20 protein-coding genes are annotated in these 23042 nt (G+C 40.7%); 11 read left to right on the top strand and 9 right to left on the bottom strand.

Annotated features, from left to right (window positions below):
• Positions 1-33 precede the first annotated feature (33 nt).
• Entirely contained in the window at positions 34-906 is an 873-nt protein-coding gene (locus SULAR_RS03635; RefSeq protein WP_008243075.1) for a TIGR00730 family Rossman fold protein, read from the bottom strand.
• Positions 907-1005: 99 nt separating this feature from the next.
• Here SULAR_RS03635 and SULAR_RS03630 point away from each other — a divergent pair, with 99 nt between their 5' ends.
• Both SULAR_RS03630 and SULAR_RS03625 read left to right on the top strand, forming a co-directional pair.
• Positions 1006-1977, top strand: coding sequence for a 6-phosphofructokinase (locus SULAR_RS03630; protein WP_008243073.1), 972 nt, complete (start codon positions 1006-1008; stop codon positions 1975-1977).
• Positions 1965-2699, top strand: coding sequence for an SdiA-regulated domain-containing protein (locus SULAR_RS03625; RefSeq protein WP_008243071.1), 735 nt, complete (start codon positions 1965-1967; stop codon positions 2697-2699). The genes SULAR_RS03630 and SULAR_RS03625 overlap by 13 nt, the downstream gene beginning before the upstream one ends.
• Before the next feature lie 23 nt (positions 2700-2722).
• Here the strand turns inward: SULAR_RS03625 and SULAR_RS03620 are convergent, their stop codons facing one another.
• Together SULAR_RS03620 and SULAR_RS03615 are read right to left on the bottom strand one after the other, a co-directional pair.
• Positions 2723-3322, bottom strand: coding sequence for a DUF2238 domain-containing protein (locus SULAR_RS03620; RefSeq protein WP_008243069.1), 600 nt, complete (start codon positions 3320-3322; stop codon positions 2723-2725).
• Positions 3323-3363: 41 nt separating this feature from the next.
• The gene (locus tag SULAR_RS03615; protein WP_008243067.1) at positions 3364-3588 is read right to left on the bottom strand and encodes a DUF2905 domain-containing protein; all 225 of its coding nucleotides are present in this window, start codon (positions 3586-3588) and stop codon (positions 3364-3366) included.
• Positions 3589-3647: 59 nt separating this feature from the next.
• Here SULAR_RS03615 and SULAR_RS03610 point away from each other — a divergent pair, with 59 nt between their 5' ends.
• Positions 3648-4175 (top strand): O-acetyl-ADP-ribose deacetylase, encoded by a 528-nt coding sequence (locus SULAR_RS03610; protein ID WP_008243066.1) that lies wholly within the window; start codon positions 3648-3650, stop codon positions 4173-4175.
• Positions 4176-4239: 64 nt separating this feature from the next.
• The gene (metK, locus tag SULAR_RS03605) at positions 4240-5442 is read left to right on the top strand and encodes a methionine adenosyltransferase (protein WP_008243065.1); all 1203 of its coding nucleotides are present in this window, start codon (positions 4240-4242) and stop codon (positions 5440-5442) included.
• 10 nt (positions 5443-5452) lie between these two features.
• Here metK and SULAR_RS03600 read toward each other — a convergent pair whose 3' ends face one another.
• Both SULAR_RS03600 and SULAR_RS03595 read right to left on the bottom strand, forming a co-directional pair.
• Positions 5453-7147 carry a nickel-dependent hydrogenase large subunit gene (locus SULAR_RS03600; RefSeq protein WP_008243064.1) on the bottom strand — a complete coding sequence of 565 codons (1695 nt, stop codon included), beginning with the start codon at positions 7145-7147 and terminating at the stop codon, positions 5453-5455.
• Entirely contained in the window at positions 7140-9602 is a 2463-nt protein-coding gene (locus tag SULAR_RS03595) for a hydrogenase small subunit (protein ID WP_008243063.1), read from the bottom strand. Before SULAR_RS03595 ends, SULAR_RS03600 begins: the two co-directional genes overlap by 8 nt.
• Before the next feature lie 104 nt (positions 9603-9706).
• Between SULAR_RS03595 and SULAR_RS03590 the strand changes: the two genes are divergently transcribed.
• On the top strand, positions 9707-12244 hold the full coding sequence (locus SULAR_RS03590; protein WP_008243062.1) for a cation-transporting P-type ATPase: 2538 nt from the start codon (positions 9707-9709) through the stop codon (positions 12242-12244).
• On the opposite strand, the gene SULAR_RS03585 is transcribed toward SULAR_RS03590, so the two are convergent.
• Complete coding sequence (locus tag SULAR_RS03585) at positions 12245-14869, bottom strand: HAD-IC family P-type ATPase (RefSeq protein ID WP_008243061.1); 2625 nt, start codon at positions 14867-14869, stop codon at positions 12245-12247.
• 145 nt (positions 14870-15014) lie between these two features.
• On the opposite strand from SULAR_RS03585, the gene SULAR_RS03580 reads away from it, so the two are divergent.
• The 5 genes from SULAR_RS03580 to SULAR_RS03560 all read left to right on the top strand — a co-directional run bounded on the left by SULAR_RS03580 (position 15015) and on the right by SULAR_RS03560 (position 20155).
• Positions 15015-15875 carry a universal stress protein gene (locus SULAR_RS03580; protein ID WP_008243060.1) on the top strand — a complete coding sequence of 287 codons (861 nt, stop codon included), beginning with the start codon at positions 15015-15017 and terminating at the stop codon, positions 15873-15875.
• A gap of 43 nt (positions 15876-15918) precedes the next feature.
• Positions 15919-16251 carry a hypothetical protein gene (locus SULAR_RS03575; protein WP_008243059.1) on the top strand — a complete coding sequence of 111 codons (333 nt, stop codon included), beginning with the start codon at positions 15919-15921 and terminating at the stop codon, positions 16249-16251.
• Between the two features lie 97 nt (positions 16252-16348).
• Complete coding sequence (ald, locus tag SULAR_RS03570; RefSeq protein WP_008243058.1) at positions 16349-17488, top strand: alanine dehydrogenase; 1140 nt, start codon at positions 16349-16351, stop codon at positions 17486-17488.
• Positions 17485-19872, top strand: a complete 2388-nt coding sequence (locus SULAR_RS03565) for a Lon protease family protein (protein WP_008243056.1) — start codon at positions 17485-17487, stop codon at positions 19870-19872. The genes ald and SULAR_RS03565 overlap by 4 nt, the downstream gene beginning before the upstream one ends.
• 7 nt (positions 19873-19879) lie before the next feature.
• Positions 19880-20155, top strand: a complete 276-nt coding sequence (locus tag SULAR_RS03560) for a DUF503 family protein (RefSeq protein ID WP_038000067.1) — start codon at positions 19880-19882, stop codon at positions 20153-20155.
• A gap of 22 nt (positions 20156-20177) precedes the next feature.
• On the opposite strand, the gene SULAR_RS03555 is transcribed toward SULAR_RS03560, so the two are convergent.
• From SULAR_RS03555 to SULAR_RS03545, 3 genes are read right to left on the bottom strand one after another with little or no spacing between them, the layout of a single operon-like run.
• Positions 20178-20822, bottom strand: a complete 645-nt coding sequence (locus SULAR_RS03555) for a hypothetical protein (protein ID WP_008243051.1) — start codon at positions 20820-20822, stop codon at positions 20178-20180.
• A 16-nt stretch (positions 20823-20838) separates the two neighbouring features.
• Positions 20839-21327 (bottom strand): Mut7-C RNAse domain-containing protein, encoded by a 489-nt coding sequence (locus SULAR_RS03550; RefSeq protein WP_008243049.1) that lies wholly within the window; start codon positions 21325-21327, stop codon positions 20839-20841.
• The gene (locus SULAR_RS03545) at positions 21327-21575 is read right to left on the bottom strand and encodes a hypothetical protein (protein ID WP_038000065.1); all 249 of its coding nucleotides are present in this window, start codon (positions 21573-21575) and stop codon (positions 21327-21329) included. The genes SULAR_RS03550 and SULAR_RS03545 overlap by 1 nt, the downstream gene beginning before the upstream one ends.
• A 170-nt stretch (positions 21576-21745) precedes the next feature.
• Here SULAR_RS03545 and SULAR_RS03540 point away from each other — a divergent pair, with 170 nt between their 5' ends.
• A complete protein-coding gene (locus SULAR_RS03540; protein WP_008243045.1) occupies positions 21746-23041 on the top strand; it encodes a nodulation protein NfeD in 1296 nt (431 codons plus the stop codon).
• The last annotated feature ends 1 nt before the right edge of the window (position 23042 follow it).

Genomic DNA, 23042 nt, shown 5'->3' with positions numbered 1-23042 from the left:
AGCGTAATGGTGCTTTTTGTTTTATGGGCGTGTTTAAAAGAGAGGAGTTTTATTTTTTTTGTGCCATTGGATGATGGCCTTCCATGCTTCTTCTGCATTATCGACGTAAGTTATGATATCTAGATCATGAGGCTCAATGGCATCTTCTTCCTCTAAAAATTCAAAATCAATCATGCGATTCCAATACTCTTTACCAAGTAAAATAATGGGAATAGGGGGTGTTTTTTTTGTTTGTATCAGTGTTAATACTTCAAAGAGTTCATCCATGGTACCAAAACCACCGGGAAAGACAACCAGTGCTTTGGCACGTTGCATGAAGTGGAGTTTCCGCATAGCAAAATATCGAAATTGAAAACAGAGTTCGGGTGTAATGTATGGGTTGGGGAACTGTTCATGTGACAGTTCGATATTGAGACCTATAGATTTGGCACCTACATCAGATGCTCCACGGTTTGCTGCTTCCATGATACCCGGACCACCTCCTGTCATTAAGGTGACGTGCGCATCTTCAGGGCATTTACCGCTTTTTCCCACCAGTTGACCGAATTTACGGGCTTCATCATAGTAATGACTCTTTCTTACACTACTTTCCGCTTTTTTAAGGGCAACTAGAAGTGCTTCTGATTGAGGTGAACTCTCCAACTCTTGTTCGATCTTTTTCAATGCTTTTAAAGCCACATCAAATTCTACGATACGTGCACTGCCAAAGACAACGATCGTATGATCAACACCTTGCTTTTGCATCTTGACCTCTGCTTTGAGATAGTCAAGTTGAAGTCTTACGCCTCTGGCTTCATCAGAGTAGATAAAATTCTTATCTTCCTCTGCGATTTCATAAGATGCATCATTGATGATAGCTTTGATCTGTTGTAATGTTTCAGAATAATTATTGGACTTTTTTTTCATACGGATACCTCTAAAGTTATTATACATATTTTTTAACTGAATTACTTTGAATACTTTTAATGGTATAATTTTTTATAATCATTTTATAAAAGGCGTAGGATGAAAAATATAGCCATACTCTGTTCCGGTGGTGATGTTTCAGGAATGAATGCTGCTTTAAAGCGTTTTGTTGAATACAGCATTGGAAAAGGACTTAGACCCTATTTCGTTGATCATGGTTTTGATGGTTTGATAGATAACAACATCTATGAGGCATGTTACAGTGATGTTGCAGGTATTATTTCCAGAGGAGGTACCAAAATACACTCTTCCCGTTCAAAACGTTTTATGGAACAATCCTATCGCAAACAGGCAATTGATAACCTAAAATCTCATAACATAGGATATTTGGTCGTTTTGGGTGGTGATGGTTCATTTAAAGGGATGCAGGCATTGAGTGATGAGAGTGAAGGTTTAAGTTTTGCCGGTATCCCTGCTACTATCGACAATGATATTGCTGGAACAGAGTACTGTCTTGGGGTAGATACAGCACTCAATGTCATTAAGTATGCCATAGACTCAATCAGAGATACGGCATCATCCTTTAGCCGTGCATTTGTCATAGAAGCGATGGGTAGAGAGTCTGGATACCTGGCACTTGTCTCAGCACTGACCTCTGGGGCAGAGATGTGCTTAATACCGGAAATTCCCTATGATCTGGACAACTATAAATCATGTTTTCAAAAACAGAGGATAGAGGGAAGAGACTATTTTATCGCAGTGGTCTCTGAAGCTTTGAAAAACTCTGAAGAAGTCGCACAGTGGTTTGAAGAGGAGCTAGGAGTAGAATCCCGTATTACAGTGTTGGGTCACATACAACGCGGAGGGAATACTACCGTGTATGACCGCCTTATGGCTTTTCATTTTGTGACCCAGGCTATAAATGGATTGCTTGAGGGAAATAAGAGTTCAGTTATCTGTTATGGTGATGGTGGATTCAACCATAAAAAGATAGAAGAAGTAGCGTATAAAAAATACCAGATAAACCCGGAGTTGCTGAAACTCGGAAGAGAATTCGGTTGCCATATATAAAATATTATTTTCTAGTTCCTTTAGTATTACTGGTAAGTGCCTGTGCTTCCCCAGAGGGAAAGGTGATCGCACACATCCCGGAAGCTTCTGGTATAAGTTACTGCAGCAGCGATGATACACTTGTTGTTGCCAATGATGAAGGGACCTACTATAAGATCTCTCGAAAAGGAAAGATACTCCAACACACAAAGTTAGGAAAGTATGATCTAGAAGGTGTTGTATGTGAAGAGTCACAGATGATATTTGCAGTTGAAAATAAAGGAATGTTGCTTGTTGATACTCAGACAGGTGAAAAGAAGGAAATTCCTTTGGATACCATGTATCATGGAAAAAAGTTATCGCTGATTAGTAAAAAATCAGGGGTAGAAGGTATCACGAAAGTTGGCAACAGTATTTATCTGGCCAAACAATCCAACAAGAAAAAAAGATCATTCATTGCTGTAGTAAGATTGATGCCTTCTCCTTCAAAGATCGTTGATGTGATTGAACATCGTGTCGCTGATACTGCAGGACTTTGCTATCATGACGGATATCTTTATATGGTGAGTGATAAAAAGGATCTTCTGATCAAATATGATCTACAAAAGAAGAAAATCGTACAAAAAGTCAAATTAGCAAAGGGAGCCTGGGAAGGTATAGCCTTTGATGCGAAAGGCAATGTTTATCTTGCAGATGATGACGGACGCATTGTAAAATACAAGAAAAAGAGACTGGGGTTATAACACACAGTTTTTTTATATAGACCTTATCCTTTTTTCAATAGCCATAAATGTTTATAGCTTTGATAAAAAACAATATTTATCAAAGCACCTATCATTGCAAGTGCGGTATCTTTATGTGCATCCCAAACATCTCCCTGTGTGCCTAAAAAAGCCATACCGAGTTCAGGGTGGAGTATCACTGCTGCCAACCACTCAAGCATTTCGTAAAAAGTGGAAATAGAAATCACCATTGTCAATGTGAAGAGCAGGGCAGTTTTTAGTGTCGTAGCTGATGAACTGATCATTTCAAACAAAATTCTAAAAACCAGAAGGCCGAAAAGAAAATGTACTAAACGGTCAAAATGGTTTCTTTCAAATCCAAAAAAATGCGTGATGGCATTGAAGTGTTCCATTTCCGCATAGGTATAGTGTGAACCCAGAGAGTGTAAACTGGCAAATATCAGAAGTAATACAAGACTTGGCAGTGTATAGTGATATTTTTTGTCCATCAAGAAAATAAAAGGAAAAAAAATGAATACCAATACATTTTCAAGCAGCCAGTCCTGCGGATATTTTGGATTGATCGCCATGATGGTCCAAACAATAATATAGATGGTAAATACGACTTTATGTGATTTGGGCATAGCTTTCTCCTTCTCTCTATAGTATTATATATTAGAAGTTCTTATTTAAAGAACTTGCCAAAGAGATAGAACAATAGTGATAAAATAATACTGATCAAGATAGACGTTGTGATTGGAAAATAAAAGGAAAAATTCTCTTTTTTGAAGGAGATATCACCGGGAAGTCTGCCAAGGTTAAAAGGGAGTTTTTCACTAAAGAGTAGAAGTATACCTAGAATGATGATCACCACACCCATAAAGATAAGACTCTTCCCAATATCTGTCATGATAACGATGCTCCTTACTTTATGATATTATAGGGTAAATCTTTTTTAAAGGCAAAAGGATGGATAGGATCATTATCAAGACAGGTGATATTACAAAAGAAAAAGTCTGCGCTATCGTAAATGCCGCAAACAGTTCGCTCATGGGCGGTGGCGGTGTAGATGGTGCTATCCACAGAGCAGGGGGTCCCAAAATCCTTGAAGCATGCGAACAAGTTCGCCAAGAGAGTTATCCTGAAGGTTTGCCTACCGGAGAATCTGTAGCCACTAATGCAGGTAACTTGCCTTCAAATTATGTCATTCATACAGTAGGACCGATCTATCATCAGTGCGGTGAGGATTGCTTAGACCTGTTGGCCTCATGTTATAGAAAATCACTTGAACTGGCTCATAGACTAGGGTGTAAGGATGTTGCTTTCCCTGCTATTTCTACAGGCATATACGGCTATCCTAAAGACAAAGCGGCAATAATAGCCTATGAAGTGGTGAGTCATTTTTTGAATGAAAATAAGAACATGCAGGTGCATTTTGTGTTTCATAATAATAGTGACAGAGACTTATTTATAAAAGCCATAGAAGGTGTATCATGAAAGTATCCGCTAATCTATTGTCTGTTATGATAAGAACAGGTAAAAAATAAAAAAAGGAGATAGGTTGTACCTTTTTACTTCAGAATCCGTTTCGGCAGGTCATCCTGACAAGTGTGCAGATATCATTGCGGACAGTATCGTAGATACGCTGCTGCAACGTGATCCAGATGCTAAAGTAGCAACAGAAGTGTTTATCAGTGGAAAACATATCATTATAGGTGGTGAAGTAAAAACAAAAGTCGCTGTGAATGATGCTTTTTATGAAGAGATCGCCATCAAAGCACTTAAAAAGATAGGATATCCTGAAGCAGGGTTTGAGAGAGGTGAAACCTTTTTCCCTGATGAGGCAGAGGTACATGTCTATGTCAGTACACAATCACCAGATATCACAATGGGAGTGGAAAAGAAAGATCATGAGATAGGGGCCGGGGATCAGGGAATGATGTTTGGATATGCCAACACTGAAAGAGAAGATTATATGCCCAGTGCCTTTTCCTATGCCAGAGAGATAAGAGATGTACTCTATGCCTATGCACTTAAACATCCAGAGACATTCGGTGTGGATATGAAAACTCAAGTGGTCATGGACTATGAAACGAAGGATAATTTTGATCATTGCATGCCTCAGCATATTGCAAAGATCATCGTGGCTATTGCCCATAACAAAGCTATAGCACAGGAAGAAGTAAAGCGTTTGGTCAAAAAGATCATCACAGAGAACGTAAACTTTGAAGTAGGGCATTTTGATGAGAAACGTATAGAGTTTTATATCAACAATACAGGCAGATTTGTACAGCATTCACCCATTGCAGACTCGGGTTTGACAGGTAGAAAAGTCGTATGTGACACCTATGGCGGATATGCGCCTATCGGTGGAGGATCACAAAGTTCCAAAGACTATACGAAAGTGGATCGTACAGCACTTTATGCGGCTAGATGGCTTGCTAAACACATTGTTGCCGCTGGGCTTGCCAAGAAGGCACTGGTACAGCTCTCTTATGTGATTGCAGAGACCAGGCCTTCTTCAGTCACTGTCGACACCCTGCATACGGGGTTAACGGAGCTCAAAGACGAAGAACTCTCTCAGATCATCGCAGAGAAATTTACGCTGACGCCTAGATGGATCACCCAGAAATTTGGTCTGGATCGTCCAGGTCAAGAACGATTTTTATATGCCGATATCGCGGCAAAAGGCCAGATAGGCTATGCAGAGTATCCATGGGAAGCATTGGATGAACTGGATTGGTTTAGTACTTTAAAAGCGTAGCTACACACGTTTAAATAGCACAAGAGGCATTGATCTTATATTGACCGATGTCATTGCCTTTTATATCCATGACATGCACTGCACATGCCAGACAGGGATCAAAGGAATGCACTACCCGCAACACTTCCAACGGATTGGAAGGATCGGCAAGTGTGATACCGATAAGTGACTCTTCATAAGGCCCTCGGATACCTGAGGCATCCTTGGGTGAAGCGTTCCATGTGGTCGGAACAACGGCCTGATAATTGGATATCTTGGCATCTTCTATACAGACAAAATGTGACAGTACTCCGCGAGGGACTTCAAAGATCCCACGTCCTTTTGACTCTGAAGGGAGTGCTTCGAAGACATACTTTGTCCACGTCTCTTCATCATAGTATTTGATATTTTCGATAAGCTCGCTGCAAAAATCAAAGATATGGTCACAACAGACCTGAGACTCTACAGCACGCGCCGCATTGCGTCCCAATGTTGTAGAAAAATCTACAAGCTCGAGGCCTGTTGCATCCATAAAGTTCTGCATGTAAGGTTTTATGGTCTTAGATCCTTTGCTGTAGCCCATAATCATACGTGCAACAGGTCCAACTTCCATCGGTCTGCCTTTATAGCGAGGCGCTTTGACCCAGCTGTATTTACCCTCTGTTTTTAGGCTTCCATCATCATTCAGGTCCGTATAAAAAGGTGTGGTCTCTCCATCATACGGCGATAGGGGTGCATCTTGTTCGTACCAAGAACGTGAGGCTTCTTCAGTGATGTATGCTTCATCGAAATCGTCTATGGTCTTAAAATCATGCGCATAGATCACTCCACCTTCAAACAGCTGTTCTGACTTTCCGAAACTGTAACCACCGACCGCCATAAAATTACCGCTTCCTCTTCCAAAACCGGATTTTATCTCATGTTTATAAGCCTTTACTGCCATTTTGATATCAGGAATATAAGCACGCTCGATAAAGTCACGTGTTTCTTTGAGGATAAACATAAAGTCATTCAGCCGTTGAGGGTTAAGCATGTCTGCCACGCTTGTTACTCCGCCGACCACTAGGTTTTGAGGATGCGGTGTCTTGCCTGCAAAGATTGCAATAGCCTTACTCATCTCACGCTGGATGTTCAAAGCTTCGAGATAATGGCTCATATGTACCAGGTTCTCTTCCGGTGTGAACTTATAGGATGAATGACCCCAGTAACCGTTGGCAAATAGACCGAGCCGTCCTGCTTTGACAAATGAATCTAACTTTTCCTGCACACTTTTCAAATGTTCAGCTGAACTTAGATAGGGGTGCTCATGGTATGCTTTTGCGACCTGTGATGCTTTTTCTGGGGTAGCTTCAAGGGCGGATACCACATCCACATAATCAAGAGAATGCAGATGGTAATAATGAACAATATGATCTTGAACAAAAAGTGCCAGTGTCACCAAATCTCTAATGATCTCTGCATTTTTCGGCAAGGCGATATTGTACGCATCTTCTACCGCACTGATGGAAGCGCGGTAATGCACATTGGTACAGACCCCGCAAATACGCTGAGCGATCAGTCCGACATCGCGTGGATCACGTCCTTTCAAGATCATCTCTATACCGCGGAACAACTGTCCCGAAGCCCATGCTTCAGTGACCACATTGTTCTCATCGACTTCGACCTCGATACGCAAATGCCCTTCGATCCTTGTAATGGGATCTATCACAATTTTACGACTAGCCATCGTTGGCTCCTGCATCTTCTAAGAGTTTTTTTGTCTCATCGTCCACTTCTCTGTGGTTTGCCAAATGGTCAAATGCGATCTTTCCAAGTCCACAGCCGAAACATCCGTGTCCTGCCTGCACCGGCCAGCTTGTTCCTTCATTGAACTTTACCAAAGAGCAGTTCAGATGGGCATAAGGGCCCTTGCATCCCATTTTGAAGAGACACCAGCCTTTTTTTGCTCCTTCATCACCCCACTCCTCAACAAATTCACCCAGCTCATAATGGCCGCGTCTTTCACAATTGTCATGGATCCTGAAACCATAGGCCCACTCAGGACGGTTTTTCTCGTCAAGCTTCGGAAGTTCACCGAACATAATGTAGTGCAGTAAAGTCCCTACAATATTGATCGGATTGACCGGACAGCCCGGAAGATTGATGATGTCATCCCTTCCCAAGGCTTCCGCAACACCTACCGCACCGGTCGGATTGGGCTTTGCCGCTACAACACCGCCGTCAAATGCACATGAGCCTACAGCAAGTACGGCTGCTGCGTTTTGTGCAACACGCTTGAGCAAGTCATGTCCTGTCTCGCCCTTTGGTCCGATCCTCAGAAATTTTCCTTCCATCCCCAAAGGAACAGCGCCCTCTACCATCAGGATATATCTGCCTGCATCATTTTCAATAATACTCTGGAGTACCGATTCTGACCGATCTCCAGATGCCGCCATAAGAAGCTCATGATAATCCAAAGAGATATATTTCAAAATAAGGTCTTCTACCTTGGGGTGAGCGGATTTGATAAAGCCTTCTGAGTTTCCCGTACAGTCGGCCAGTTCCAGCCAGATGATCGGTATCTTGTTCAATTGTTCAAGACCTTGGCCGACCAGCTCTTCATATTCTGGTCCTAGACGCATATTTGCAGTGATCATGGAGACCCAGCTATTGTATTCCTTTTTCAGATCAAAGGCTTTTATTGCTTCTTGAAGGTTCTCACCCTCTATCTGGTTCTTTGGATGTAAGGCATTATATTTGTCAATACGACGCTGGACTTTTTTCAGTTCTTCTGCCTTTTTCCTTTCTTCTCGTTCAGCTTTGATACGTCGTGCCTCTTCGGGATCGACTGGAGTATCTATGATCAACTGTTCCACATCTTTCTTGCAACGTCCGCAGACCCGTCCAGCTTCACTAAAGGACTTTAGTTCTGCAAAATTCTCAACACAGTTGGTCTTTATGATATCAACAAGGTCGTTCTTATAGCTTCCTACACAGCTACAGATTAGTCTACCGCGCTTACTGACAAGACGATTGGAATAAAAAGAAGAGGTATCGATCTTTTTATCCTCTTCCATCATTCTTTTCAACTCTATCACATCAACGTTCGTATTGATGCCAATAAAACGGACCAGCTTATCCTTATTCATAATATACTGATCGATACGTTCTTCCTGCTTTGATGAAATCACAATATCTTCATTATCTTTATCTTTGGGATCATACAGTGTCGAGGTGACATCTGCAAGCAAAAAAGAACCAACTTTGAGTCCGTCAACCGTCACAAACTCTTTAAATCCCTCACCTTCGATCTCAAATATAGAATCTATAGCGGCATCTGCCTGAAGGGTACACTCTCTGACCCTTCCTGCGATATAACCATCCGGCATCTGTGCGACTTCGCCAACGGCATATATGTGTGGATCTGAGGTACGCATATGTTCATCCACAAGGATGCCTTTATCTATATCAAGGGTCCCTTTCGCACACTCAGTACTCGGTGTGATCCCCACTCCAAAAATAACAAAAGGATTATCTATAGTGTGTGATTTCATAATTACCTGTGTGATCTCATCGCCCTCGATCTTTTTATCGATGATCTCTTCTTCAAGCAATATCTGAACACGGGAGTCACTCTCTTCATAGATCTTCTTCATCATCTCTACAGCAACAGGAGTGAGTGCTTTATCATAAAGGTGCATACCGCGTGAGACAAGATAGATCTTTTCAGGCCCCTCCAATCCGCAAAGTGTGTCTAGAAGCTCCAGCCCAATAGGACCTACACCCATCATGACCACATTTTTGCCCTTGCTGCATTCAGCTATACATTCACTGTCAGCAGCACTTCTAAAGGTCCTGGCATTTTTTATACCCTCAATATCAAAGAGGGTTCTGGGATCAGAACCGGTTGCGATGATGAGAATATCATAGCTGAAACTCGAATTCTTTGTGTAGATTCGTTTGGCTTCTTTGTCTATTTGGATGACTTCAGAATCAAGTTCAAGTTGGACACCAGGAGGAAGAGGCAAGGCGATGTCTTTAATATCCGAAATACCATTGATCAGGGAGCATAGATGGATTCGATCATAGGGAGGATTTGATTCTTTTGATACGATCAATATTTCATACTTGCGCGCCTTCTCTAAAATCGAGTTGGCCATGTAAGCTGCAGCGATCCCACCGCCTATGATCACGATTCTCATAGTATCTCTCCGTTAAGCATATGCTATAGTTTACAGTAACTTTCTTAGATAATTATAACAAATAAAATATGTTACACTAATAGAGATGAAATACAGGAAACACAATGATTATTCCAGAGTATCCCCATTTTGAAACGATTGACTCCTTAGCCGAAAAAATGGAAATATCCAAAGAGGGATTAAGCAGTGACAGTGCACAAAAGAATCTTTCCATTTATGGTTTGAATGAGATCAAGGAAAAAAAGCATAATATCTTCATACTCTTTCTTTCTCAGTTCAAAAGCCCTTTGGTCTATGTACTGCTGGCTGCGGCACTGCTTTCTCTCTTTCTGGAAAATATACATGAAGGTATACTGATACTGATCATACTTCTGTTCAATTCGTTCATAGGATTTTGGCAGGAACTTAAAGCGCTTGGTTCCATTCAGGCACTTAAAAAACTTACAGAGAGCAAAACAAAGGTCAAACGTGATCATCAGGTACGTATTATACCTTCATCTGAACTGGTACCAGGTGATGTCATTCTTTTGTCTGAAGGTGATATTGTACCTGCAGATATACGTCTTTTTGAAACCAATGGATTTGTCATTGATGAGTCAATACTGACAGGAGAATCTCTACCTGTGGATAAAGATGCGAAACTTACATTGCCCAGAGACACACTCCCCTATGAAATGGACAATATGGCTCTCTCCGGAACCACGGTAACCAAAGGGAATGCAGAGGGTTATGTGGTTTTCACTGGACAGGAAACCTACTTGGCATCTATTTCATCCAAAGCTGAAGAAGAATCGCGGGATACGCCTTTGAGCAAAGCACTGGAGGCGTTCATTAAAAAGCATATGTTCGTCGTTATGATCCTGATCTCTATCACGGGGCTTCTCACATTTTTTGAAGGTAAAGAGATTGTTGAGATCATTTATCTGGTCATTGCTTTGCTGGTCGCCTCTGTACCTGAAGGACTGCCGATTGTGATCACACTGGTACTCACCATAGGAGCCATGACGCTAAGTCTTAGAAAAGCCTACATACGTCATTTGCCTTCGGTTGAAACGTTAGGCAGCACAACTGTCATCGCTTCGGATAAAACTGGTACCATCACACAGGGAAATCTTAAAGTAGAAGAGGTCTTTTTGCTTCATGATACTTTTTCACATACCGTTTCATCCCTTGCGAACGAATCCATAGAAGGTAAGGGTGATCCCGTTGACACGGCCCTTGCATTATGGGTAGGGGAGTCCTATAAGGATATACGTGATAAATATCCGCGTGTCAATCTCTATCCTTTCGACACGAAGCATCGGCTGATGGCAAGTTCAAATATGATGGAAAAAGAGCATAAGATCTTTGTCAAAGGTGCCTTTGAATCCCTAAAACAGTTTGCCACAAACCTGGATACTCTTGAAACACTCCAAAAAGAGCATGACAGACTGGCTTCCCATGGATTGAGAGTGATAGCTTTGGGTATGGGAGAACATACAACAGATGAGATAGAAAAATGGGAAATTGAGATCGTTGGACTTGTAGGATTCATTGATCCTCCCAAAGAAGGGGTTCTGGAAGCGGTGAATAAGGCACAAAAAGCGGGCGTAAAAGTGATGATGGTCACGGGGGATAATGCCCTGACTGCGACAGCTGTTGCTAGATCTGTGAATATCTACAAAGAGGGAGATCTGGTCGTTACGGGCAAAGAACTTAATGAGATGGATGATGAAGCACTTACAAAGATCCTGCCAAAGGTCACTGTATGGGCAAGGGTACTCCCTGAACATAAGTACCGTATCGTAAAGGCACTGCAAAAAAATGGTGAGATCGTTGCCGTGACAGGAGATGGGGTCAATGATGTCCCTGCACTCAAAGCAGCTGATCTTGGCATCGCTATGGGGGAGGGAACGGATGCAGCAAAATCTACTGCCAATATGGTGCTTGCAGACAACAATCTTTCTGTCATTGTTGAAGCGATCAAGCAAGGGCGTTCCATAGCAAACAATATCCGAAAAACGATCTATTTTCTGCTCACTACCAGTCTGGATGAAGTGATCCTCATCACCGGGGCTATTTTAATGGCATTGCCGCTACCGCTCTATCCTATACAGATTTTATGGATCAATCTCGTTGCCAACAGTGCTTTGGATAAAACATTTCCATTTTTAAAAGATGAAGAAGATGTGATGAAACGAGCACCCAGTAAATTACATGAACAGTTTTTGGATAAAGTTCAGCTTTTACGTGTATTTTATGTCGTTATAGTGATTAGTATAGGAGCACTTTTTTTATATGCTTGGATGTTGGAACACTATACTAAGGAGAGTGCTATCTCCACATTGTTCACAGCTTTTATCATTGCTACATGGGTGAATGGTATTCAGTCACTCAAAGAACATGAACCTTTTTTAAAAAATATTAAAACATCATTGCAGATCAATCCTTATATTTTTTATGGGATAGGTATAGGAGTAGCCCTGCAGTTATGTGCCATTTATCTACTTTCTGATCTCTTCCATACTCTGCCACTCAACAGTGGTTCATTAACGATCATCGGTATCATGGCATTGTGGGTATTTGGAATGATAGAAATACGAAAATGGAGTGAATATATCTGGAAGAATAGAAAGAATGAAGAGGAAATCAGTATGGATTGATCATACTGATTTACTTTTAATAAACAACCATTTATCTCCCTCCATCACAGCAACCAATCCCAAAGCGATCATAGCAAGTTCCAACCACATGTTAAACGAGACTGGTTGTGTAGAGAGTACGTTTTGCATAAAAGGGATATACAAACATGCAATATGCAATAGCTGCGTAAAGATGACCCAAAAGATTAAAAACATACTGCTTCTATAGCCGACCTTGTGCAGATAATTGGTTTCTGTTCTGGCATTAAAAACATGTACATTCTCAAAGAGTACCATGAGAAGCAGTATAATGTTTCTTGCACTCTCCTCACTCTCTCCGTTTTTCAGTAAAATATAAAAAAGTACGAAAGAGGTAACACCTATATAGAGGCCACCAATGAAGATACGTCTAAGCATAAGCCGGTTAAATATCGGTTCTTTGGGTGATCTCGGTTTTCTTTGCAGGAGTCCGGGTTCTGCTTTTTCCAGTCCTAGCATCACATCTTCGATACCATTGGTGACTAGGTTAAGCCATAAAAGTTGAACAGGCAACAGTGGTAGAGGAAGTCCTGTGAGAAAAGAGAGCATGACCAGAACCAACTCTGCAAAACCGGTCGATATCAGTAGATACACCACTTTTCTGATGTTATCATGTGCGCGTCTTCCTTCCTCAATACCATTGACAATCGAGGTGAAGTTATCGTCTGTTAGAATGATATCACTGGTTGCCTTGGCTATATCTGTACCGCTTTTGCCCATGGCAACACCGATATTGGCATGTCTTAGCGCAGGGGCATCATTGACACCGTCACCGGTAACGGCAACATAATGTCCAAGGGACTGATAGGCCATGACAATCATCATCTTTTGTGCAGGTGTCACACGGGAAAACACTGATTTGTCTTTCAGTGCCTCTGCCACAGCACCGCCATCTTCCCATGCCAGAAGCTCTTTTTCACTCATTACCTCCTCACGTGATGAGGCAATGCCAAGCTCCTGTGCAATAGAAAATGCTGTATTGGGATGATCTCCGGTGATCATGACCACTTTGATACCTGCTTCTTGTGCCTTTTTTATCGCTTCAGGGCTCTCTTCCCTGACAGGATCAATGATAGCCACAAAGCCAAGATAGGTAAAGTTTCTAAGATTGATAACAGACTCATCAGAAGACTCTTTATAGGCAAGTGCAATGGTTCTGTAGCCTTTGAGTGCCCAGGCATCCACTTCATTGAGTATCTCTATTTTCTCTTCCTGGGTCACATTGCAGTGTTCCAGTACCGTTTCTGGTGAACCTTTGCTGAACTGGAATATCAACTCATCCAATTCCATCATCACTGCAGAAAAACGGTTGATAGGCTCATAAGGTATCTCATCTATCTTTCTATAGGATCTAGAACTGGTGATATAGGATTCGTCAGCATTTGCAGCAAACTGCGCCAGGGCAATATCTACCTGGTCCCCATAAAAATCCACACCGCCTTCTTCAGACTCCTTATAATGCATTTCATTGCACAATACGGAAGCCAGGTAGACCATATCATGTACATCATCCAGTGAATCTGTATCATACACCATATGCGGTGAGATAAAATACTCTACACTGAGTCTGTTCTGTGTGAGTGTACCTGTTTTGTCGCTGGCTATCAGTGTACAGGCACCCAGCCCTTCAATGGCAGCCAATTTCCGTATAATGACATTTTTTCTGGACATGGACAAAGAAGCGGATGTCAGGGCAACCGTAATAGCCACAGGCAGACCTTCAGGGATGGTAGAGACAGCAAGTGCAACAGCAAAAAGGAAAAGTCCATAAAACTCCATATCTTTGAGCACACCTACTGTAAAAAGTATGATGACCATTATTGCAATGGCAATGGAAATAGTAAAAGAGAGCTTTTCCATTTTTTCAACCAAAGGTATCTTGGCTATGCTTTTTTTACTCAGTAACTGTGCTATCTTACCGGCTTCTGTCTCTTTACCTATAGCTGTTACGATACCTAAACCTCTACCACTGGAGATATAGGTACCTGCAAAGAGCATATTTTTACGCTCAGAGATGAGAAGATCTTCGTTCGCACTGACAAAGAGTGCATCTTTATGTACATCAATGGACTCTCCTGTAAGCAATGACTCATCAACCATCAGGTTGTTGGCTTCAACAATCCTCACATCGGCACTCACTTTCGTACCGGGTTCAAAGATCAGTATGTCCCCTGTCACAATTTGACGGCTGTCCACTTCCTGTAGTTCACCGTCTCTCAGGACCATGACATTGGTTTTGATAAGGTTTTGCAACAGTTTTGCTTTTTGCGATGCAGAATACTCTTGATAAGTCCCTATCACTGCATTCAGAAGTAAGACAAGCAGAATAAATCCTGCATCTGTGTACTCTTGGATGATGAGTGCCATGAATGACGCTATAAGTAGCACATAGATGATAGGACTTTTAAACTGTTGAAGAAAATGTTCTAAAAATGACATTTCCGGTTCTGATGGCAGAATATTGAGGCCATATTTCTCTTGACGTGCATACACTGACTCTTCTGTCAAACCGGAATGATCTGAATCTAATAGTGAAAATGTCTGTTCGATCGTTTTGGTATGAAAATGGATGTTCCACCTCTTTTTGTAACTAAAGATATAGTACATGGTTAGTTCACATATAATCTATTTTACACTCTTTATTTTAACAATTTCATTAATACATTTAAGTCGCACTATTAAGTTTTTTAATAGTAGAATATAAATAGCTACATAGTATCTATGTGTTAAAATTTCTGAAAGAGGGGTAATCATGAAAGAATTAAAAAGAATACTGGTAGGATTGGATGTCACTGAGAAATCAAATAATGTTTTAAAAAGAGCATTAAGTGTAGCCAATGAACACAAAGCTGATCTGTTTATCGTTCATGCTGTACAGACACCTTGGCTTGGTGTACCTAGTTATTTCGGTGGTAAAGATGTTGTCATAGATCATCAGAGCATCGCTCAAAAGATAGAAAAAAAGATCAAGCCGTTGAACCGTGAGTTTAAAGTCAACTGTTTTGTCTTTGTAAAAGAGGGTAATCCCCAGGATGTCATACTCTATGAATCAAAATTAAATCAAATTGATATGATCATCATCGGTGCACACAGTAAGGCAAAAGGGAAAAAAGGTTTCTTGGGTACGACAGCACAAAAAGTAGCTCACTTAAGTCATTTACCTGTCCTGATCGTTAAAAACAGTGCAAAAACCCCATATAAAAACATCATAGCACCAACAGACTTTGGTATGCAATCAAAGCAAAGTATTTTATTTGCAAAAGATATTTTTCCAAGTGCAAAGATCAATGTAGTCAATGCTTTTGATACCATTTATATGGAAGGACCCTATGCTGTAGTGGGTCGTGATCTATCGCAATATAATGATGTCGCAAAATCTTGTGCCAAAAGCGATTTAAAAAATTTTATGCAAGAGTTATCTGTCAAAAAAGGTAAAGTGATCGATGGTGAACTCTATACGAAAGAGACACTGGTCAATTATATCAAGGAGGGTCAATATGACCTTGTGGTTGTCGGATCTCGCGGTACAGTAGGGGTGAATGCATTGTTGGGAAGTGTGGCAAATTATATTTTAAGAGAAACATCAAAAGATGTCCTGGTCTATGTACCGTAGAACCATACCATGATAACTAGTTATTTAAACAAAGGAGTAGAGTATGAAAATGAGAGATGATCTGGACTTGAATGAATTTGAGAAAATATTAAAAGAAAAATTAGCACATATAGAAAGTAATATTGAACAGCTTCGATCAGAGCTTGAAAGTGTAGGAAGTGACGATGGGATCAATGATATGGAAGATCTGGCCTCACTTCAAAGTCTCAGTAGTAAAGACAACACGATTTTAGATCAGCAGGAAAATGAGCGAAAAGAGACGCTACATGCACTTGCAAAAATAAAAAATGGAAGCTACGGCATGTGTGAAGAAAGTGCAAAACCGATACCTGAGGAGCGATTAAGAGTCAACCCTATTGCCAGAACCAAGGTATAGTAGACAAAAAAAGGGCGCATGATAATCAATGTGTTTGTTTATGGTGGTCCATGTCATGCATATGTGAATCTACTTTAGAGAGAAGGGAGATCTTCAGGTGAAAATTGGTATTCCAAAAGAGATAAAGATCAAGGAATATAGGGTAGGAATGATCCCTTCTGGTGTGAGATTGCTTGTTGAGGGTAGACATAAAGTCTATATCCAAAAGGACGCTGGAGAAAAAAGCGGGTTTTCCAATGAGGAGTATAAGCAAGCTGGTGCTGTGATTCTTGATGACCCTAAAGAGATATTTGAGATCTGTGAAATGATCGTAAAAGTAAAAGAGCCTCAGCCAGAGGAGTATGAACTTTTAAAACCTGGACAAATACTCTTTACCTATCTACATCTTGCTCCCAATAAAAAGTTGACAGAGATACTTCTTGAAAAAAAAGTGACGGCAATAGGCTATGAAACAGTACAAGAAGGTAGAAGGCTGCCTTTACTTGAACCTATGAGTGAGATAGCGGGTAGAGTGGCCCCCATGGTTGCAAGCTATTTTCTTGCAATGCATAATAATGGTATGGGTGTCTTGATAAGCGGTTCAACCGGCATACTTCCCTCTAGAGTCCTGATCATCGGCAGCGGGAGTGTAGCTAAAAACGCGGCTAAAATTGCTTCAGGAATGGGTGCGGATGTTATAGTGATGGGAAGAAATCCACTGAGTATGAAATCCATTGAAGAGTCTATGGAAGTAAATGTCTCAACCCTTTACTCCAATGCCTATAATATGGAAAAGATTTTACCTACAGTGGATATTGTTATCGGTGCAGTCTATGTCACTGGTGAAAAAGCACCACAACTCATTACAAGGAAGATGCTATCCTACTGTAAGAAGGGAACGGTATTGGTTGATGTTGCTATTGATCAGGGAGGATGCATAGAAACATCCAGACCTACGACACATGATGACCCTGTTTTTGAAGTGGATGGTGTGCTGCACTATTGTGTTGCCAATATACCGGGGGATTACCCCCTCACTGCTACACAGGCATTGGCAAATGCAACGATACCATATGTAAAGAAGATCGCAGATATGGGGTGGAAGACTGCATGTTTAAAAGATGAAGCAATCTACAGCGGGGTTAATGTTGCAGGTGGATTTGTGACTGACGAAGCTGTAGCCAATGCACATGAAATGGAATATAAGATGTTAAATGATATGATCTACCATTGTCCTGAATACGGAGAGAGACTATGATAAAACCACTTGCGACCGATAAACTTTATAACCATTGTGACTTGGCATTATTTGATTTTAATACGACTGAGGAACTGAAAGATCCTAATGAGATCATAGGACAGGACAGAGCACTCAAAGCGATCAGTTTTGGTATAGGTATCAAGAAAGAGGGATACAACCTTTATGCCATGGGAAGGGTTGGCAGCGGTAAACATACAGTAGTAGAAAAGTTTATACAGAGCCAGGCAAAAGATGAAAAGAAACCGGGTGACTGGTGTTATGTCAATAATTTTGAAGACTCTAGAAAACCGATCTATCTCAAGCTTGAATCATCTATGGGCGTACAGCTTAAAAAAGACATGGAAGAGCTGATAGAAGAGTTACAAACGGTCATCCCCTCACTCTTTGAAAGTGAAGAGTATCGTATACAAAAACAGGCCATTATAGATAAGCTGACCGATGCGAAAGAGAAATCCCTAAGGGAAGTGAAAAGAAGAGCCAAAGAGGAAAATATCTTTATCAATTATACGACTGCAGGCTATACATTAGCACCTATGAGCCATGATGGAAAAGTACTTGCAAAAGAAGAGTATCAAGCATTAAGTACGCAAGATAAAGACCAGATACAGGAGAAAATACTCAAATTCAGGAATGAACTGGAGAATATAGTTCAAGATATTGTGATCGAAAGTAAAATACAGCAAAAAGAGATCCGGGAACTTGAAAGAAAAATGACTAAAAAAGCTGTAGACACAAGTATCAACGAATTAAAAAGAAAGTATCAGGATTATGAAAAAGTCGTAGCCTATTTAGAGAGTGTGGAAGAAGACATTATAGATAATTCACAGGATTTTTTAATTTCTGCGCAAAACAGTCTTGCAATGATGGGAGCGAATTATGCTAAACAAAGCGGTATATTTAACCGATACCATGTCAATGTCATCGTAGCACATAAAGATCAAGAGGGTGCTCCTATTATTTATGAAGATAATCCAACCTATACAAATCTGTTTGGTGAGATCGAACATATTGCCCAAATGGGGACACTTTTGACCGATTTCAATCTAATCAAAGCTGGAGCATTGCATAAAGCAAATGGAGGATATCTAATATTGGATGCTTCAAAGGTTTTAATGCAGCCTTTTGTCTGGGAAGGACTTAAAAGGATGCTGAGATCTTCTGAGATCCGTATAGAACCGCTTGCACGTTCATTAAGCTTGATCAGTACACTTTCTTTGGAACCTGAGACCATTGAACTGGATATCAAGATCGTACTTATAGGCGACAGATTTCTTTACTATCTCTTATATAATTATGATCCTGAGTTCAGGGAACTCTTTAAGATCAATGCTGATTTTGAAAATGAAACAGACAGGAATGATGAAAATATTCAGCTTTATGCCAGAATGATAGGTATGATCGCAAAAGATAATGGCCTTTTGCCATTGGATAAACAGGCGGTCGGTAAGGTGATCGAATACAGTTCCCGTATGGCAGAGGACAGCCAGAAACTTACCACACATTTAGGAGGTTTGAGCGATCTGTTACATGAGGCTGACTTTATCGCTTCACAAGAAGATATGGACCATATTTCAAAAGCTCAGATAGATCAAGCCATTATGGAAAAGATAGAAAGATCAGACAGGATCAAAGATAAGATGTATGAAGCGATTCAGAGAGGAACGATCCTCATAGAAACCGAAGGATCTGCTATAGGTCAGATCAATGGGGTTGCTGTACTTGATCTAGGAAACTTTTCTTTCGGCCATCCCTCAAAGATCACAGCATTGACACGACTGGGTAAAGGCGGTGTGATCAATATAGAAAGAGAAGCAAAACTAAGCGGTCCGACCCATGACAAGGGGATAATGATACTTTCATCTTATTTGGCTGCTACCTATGCAAAAGATTTTCCATTAAGCATAACAGCTACACTGGTTTTCGAACAATCATACGGAAAAATTGACGGTGACAGTGCATCATGTGCAGAGCTCTTTGCTTTACTCTCTTCATTGAGCGAAGTAGCGCTTGATCAGTCTATTGCAGTGACCGGTTCAGTGAATCAAAACGGTCAGGTTCAGGCAGTCGGAGGGATCAATGAAAAAATCGAAGGCTTTTTTGATGTCTGCAACTTGGTCAAGAGCAAAAAACACCATGGGATCATTATACCTGCATCCAATGTCAAACATCTGATGTTGAAAGAAGAAGTGTTAGAAGCTGTAAAAGAGAATAGATTCAAAATCTATGCGATTGAGAGTGTGGATGAAGGCTTGGAGATACTTACAGGTAAAAAAAGCGGTACAAAAGATGCGAACGGTCATTTCCCAAAAGAGAGTATCAATTATCTTGTAGAAGAGAAATTGAAACTTTTTGCCAATAAAAGCAAACAAAAAAAGATATGAGAAGCATATGATCATCTGTAGCTGTCTCCTCCATCTTGAATTGCCTTATGTCCAATCACTCAAAGGGCGCAGAAGTGTCACAAACAGTATGAAAGAGAAACTGAAAGCATTTAATGTCTCTGTGATGGATATCAGTGGTGAGTATGCCAAAGAGGCTGATATCGCTTTTGTTTTTCTCTCTCCAAATGCACTTAAAGCCACACAATACCGTGAAAAGATCGAACAAATGCTTGAAAGGAATTTTTCAGAATACCACTTTGAACTGGAGTATGAAGAGATCTGAATCTATCAAAAGAATATTTTTATCATTTCATATCTGCATGATCAGATCGGTAAACCGTGTAAAGAAAAACACCTGTACCTATCAAAAATCCTGTGAGAAACAGTATCCATGGAAAGTCTGTAGGCATATTCTGATCAAGTATGGATGAACCGGGTATCATAAAAGAAACAATAATGAGCAGTGCTGAAAACAACTCAAAGAGGATAAACATTCTGTCAAAATGTAAAAATCGTTTTTTCTGATGATAAAACAGTAGGGTCGTACCGGCATAGACGAACCCTATGGATACTAGTACAGGTGCCCAGACGGGTCCAACCCAAGGTGCAGGGATAAGAAAGAGTATATCCCATGTGTTCAGACTTTCAGGCCAATCAAGAAGCAGTTTTAAAAAAATATAGTAGAAAATATCCCACAGTCCAAAGAGTAGGAAAAAAGCTGCAAAGCGGCTTTGCAGTCTGTTGTATGCCAGAGATACGGTCACCCAGATCAAGAGCAGTGTTGCTGCTTCACGAAGCAGTTCGGTCAACAGAATACGATCCTCTATTATGACCAAAGGAAATGAAAAACCTTCAGGATAATAGATATCACGTAGATAAACAACCACAGCCGCCTCCATATATCCAAAGACAACACCCCATATGGTCAACCATAATAGCTGTTTTAACATCATCATCCTTTATTGGTTAAGATTCCAATACCTGGTCCAAGTAGGCCTTCATATGTCGGTAATGGTCACCCCGCCAGTAGATACGGTCACAGCTAGGACAGTATTCAAAATAATCAAAATACTTTTTGACCTTTTCAGGCAGACGATCCAGCACCTTCTCTTTTTCAATTATCTGTAGTGGAGTGTTGCAGACGATACATCGGCTGAAGGGAGAAGGTTGCACTTTTAGTTTATAGTGGTCTATCACTGTTTTTAATTGTGCTTGAGTCTCTTTCTCCTCTAAAAAAAATACAGGAGCTTTTTTACGTTGTGAAAGAGAACGATCTTTGGTAAGAATCGTACGATCCTCATCGTTTGCTATTCGCAGTAGCTCATCATCTTCTATATGTGGAAAGTAAAGGGTGTCAATACCCAGAAGTCGAAGATATTTTGCCAGTTTACCTAAATGGCAATCAGCGATAAACTTTATGCTGCTGTTTTTAGCAAAATGATGGGAATATTGCATTACTTACGAGGTGTTTCCTCGGAGACAACAGTCCATTCTGGAAGGCTTGTTGGGAAGTTTTCAAGCTCATTTCTAAATCTATCCCATTCAACATAGTCTGTATTAAATGTGGCAACATCTTCAGCAGCCTGTTCTGCAGTTTGATATTCACCAAGCAGTTCTTCACCTATCCAAAGCTCGTACTGTAAAAGACCTTTCTGAACGATCGTAAATGTCCCCACGTCAGAATTATAAATGTAGTTTTCCATATACTGCCTCCATGCATGTATAATATAAAGGAATGCATCCAAACCTCTTGAACTCTGCAGCTTTGTATAGCTGCCTTTTACATATTTTAGCACAAAGACATTGACATTTCTTTTATTTATTTGTTAGTATAAGTATTAGTTGTCCTTTATATTGATGAGAGGTATATACGATGAAGCGCTTATTTTTTTTACTACTTATCATATTTTTTCCGATTATCGCCAGCACTTCAACGGTCATAAAATTAGAGATAAAGGGTGCAGTAGGGCCTGCAAGCAGTAACTATCTTAAAGAAGGTATGGCAGCTGCAGTGCAAGACAATGCCCAGATGGTATTGATAGAACTTGATACACCTGGAGGCCTTTCTACTTCTATGAGGGAAATGATACAGGAGATCACGAACAGTACTTTGCCAGTGATCACCTATGTCTCTCCCAAAGGTGCACGGGCTGCAAGTGCAGGGACCTATCTTCTTTATGCTTCTCATGTGGCAGCCATGGCGCCTGGAACCAACCTTGGTGCTGCAACTCCTGTTAGTCTGATGCCCACGCCTATGGTTGCAGATTCAAATGCAACCAGTCCCACTGCGCTTGAGAAAAAAGTGATTAATGATGCCATCGCTTATATCAAAAGTCTCGCTGAACTCAATGATCGTAATATTACATGGGCAATAGAGGCGGTTAAAGAGGCTAAAAGTATTTCTGCCAAAGATGCGTTGCGTTATCATGTGATCGATCTGATGGCTGAGAATAGCACTGAACTATTGAATAAACTTGATGGAACAACACTTACTGTTTCCGGGAAAGAGATTACACTCAGAACAAAAAATGCTGTGATACAAACATTTGAGCCTGACTGGAAAATACAATTCTTAATGACTATTACCGACCCAAATATTGTCTATATACTCTTGATCATAGCCATCTACGGGATCTTTTTTGAATTGATGAACCCAGGTGCCATATTCCCAGGAGTGATAGGAGTCATATCGGGTGTGATTTCATTGTATGCATTAAATATGCTTCCTTTTAATTATGCTGGATTGCTGCTGATACTCTTGGGTATTGCTTTTATGGTTGCTGAAGTGTTGATCACAGGATTTGGTATATTGGGGATCGGCGGAGTGGCTGCTTTTGCCTTTGGATCACTGCTTCTTTTTGATACCGATACACTGGGAAGCGGAGTCTCCATTCCACTTATTATTGCCTTTACCTTGGTAAGTCTGGCTTTTTTCATCTTTGTGATACGTTTTCTTATTAAATCAAGGTCTGTCAAAATAGTCACAGGCGTAGATGAGATGATAGGTTCCACTGCTGAAGTCCTTGAATCATCTGAAAAAGGATATCGTGTCCGTTGCCATGGTGAAGTATGGTATGCTGAATCTGAGAGTGTGCTCGAGATCGGTCAAAAAGTGCGTGTAGAGAGTCTATCAGGACTTGTGCTGCACGTCAATCCAATAAAGGAGTAAA

It is taken from the genome of Sulfurovum sp. AR (assembly GCF_000296775.1).
Lineage (GTDB): Bacteria > Campylobacterota > Campylobacteria > Campylobacterales > Sulfurovaceae > Sulfurovum > Sulfurovum xiamenensis.
Note: the sequence above shows the minus strand (reverse complement) of the source record. Positions and strands in the feature narration are given on the sequence as shown.

What these genes read in the sequence shown, in the direction of transcription:
- SULAR_RS03590 (WP_008243062.1), top strand. Translation starts at nt 9,707, where the DNA reads ATGATTATTCCAGAGTATCCCCATTTTGAAACGATTGACTCCTTAGCC.
- SULAR_RS03635 (WP_008243075.1), bottom strand. Translation starts at nt 906, where the DNA reads ATGAAAAAAAAGTCCAATAATTATTCTGAAACATTACAACAGATCAAA.
- SULAR_RS03620 (WP_008243069.1), bottom strand. Translation starts at nt 3,322, where the DNA reads ATGCCCAAATCACATAAAGTCGTATTTACCATCTATATTATTGTTTGG.
- SULAR_RS03560 (WP_038000067.1), top strand. Translation starts at nt 19,880, where the DNA reads ATGATCATCTGTAGCTGTCTCCTCCATCTTGAATTGCCTTATGTCCAA.
- SULAR_RS03565 (WP_008243056.1), top strand. Translation starts at nt 17,485, where the DNA reads ATGATAAAACCACTTGCGACCGATAAACTTTATAACCATTGTGACTTG.
- SULAR_RS03610 (WP_008243066.1), top strand. Translation starts at nt 3,648, where the DNA reads ATGGATAGGATCATTATCAAGACAGGTGATATTACAAAAGAAAAAGTC.
- SULAR_RS03595 (WP_008243063.1), bottom strand. Translation starts at nt 9,602, where the DNA reads ATGAGAATCGTGATCATAGGCGGTGGGATCGCTGCAGCTTACATGGCC.
- SULAR_RS03615 (WP_008243067.1), bottom strand. Translation starts at nt 3,588, where the DNA reads ATGACAGATATTGGGAAGAGTCTTATCTTTATGGGTGTGGTGATCATC.
- SULAR_RS03540 (WP_008243045.1), top strand. Translation starts at nt 21,746, where the DNA reads ATGAAGCGCTTATTTTTTTTACTACTTATCATATTTTTTCCGATTATC.
- SULAR_RS03580 (WP_008243060.1), top strand. Translation starts at nt 15,015, where the DNA reads ATGAAAGAATTAAAAAGAATACTGGTAGGATTGGATGTCACTGAGAAA.
- SULAR_RS03585 (WP_008243061.1), bottom strand. Translation starts at nt 14,869, where the DNA reads ATGTACTATATCTTTAGTTACAAAAAGAGGTGGAACATCCATTTTCAT.
- SULAR_RS03575 (WP_008243059.1), top strand. Translation starts at nt 15,919, where the DNA reads ATGAAAATGAGAGATGATCTGGACTTGAATGAATTTGAGAAAATATTA.
- SULAR_RS03555 (WP_008243051.1), bottom strand. Translation starts at nt 20,822, where the DNA reads ATGTTAAAACAGCTATTATGGTTGACCATATGGGGTGTTGTCTTTGGA.
- SULAR_RS03630 (WP_008243073.1), top strand. Translation starts at nt 1,006, where the DNA reads ATGAAAAATATAGCCATACTCTGTTCCGGTGGTGATGTTTCAGGAATG.
- SULAR_RS03600 (WP_008243064.1), bottom strand. Translation starts at nt 7,147, where the DNA reads ATGGCTAGTCGTAAAATTGTGATAGATCCCATTACAAGGATCGAAGGG.
- SULAR_RS03550 (WP_008243049.1), bottom strand. Translation starts at nt 21,327, where the DNA reads ATGCAATATTCCCATCATTTTGCTAAAAACAGCAGCATAAAGTTTATC.
- SULAR_RS03545 (WP_038000065.1), bottom strand. Translation starts at nt 21,575, where the DNA reads ATGGAAAACTACATTTATAATTCTGACGTGGGGACATTTACGATCGTT.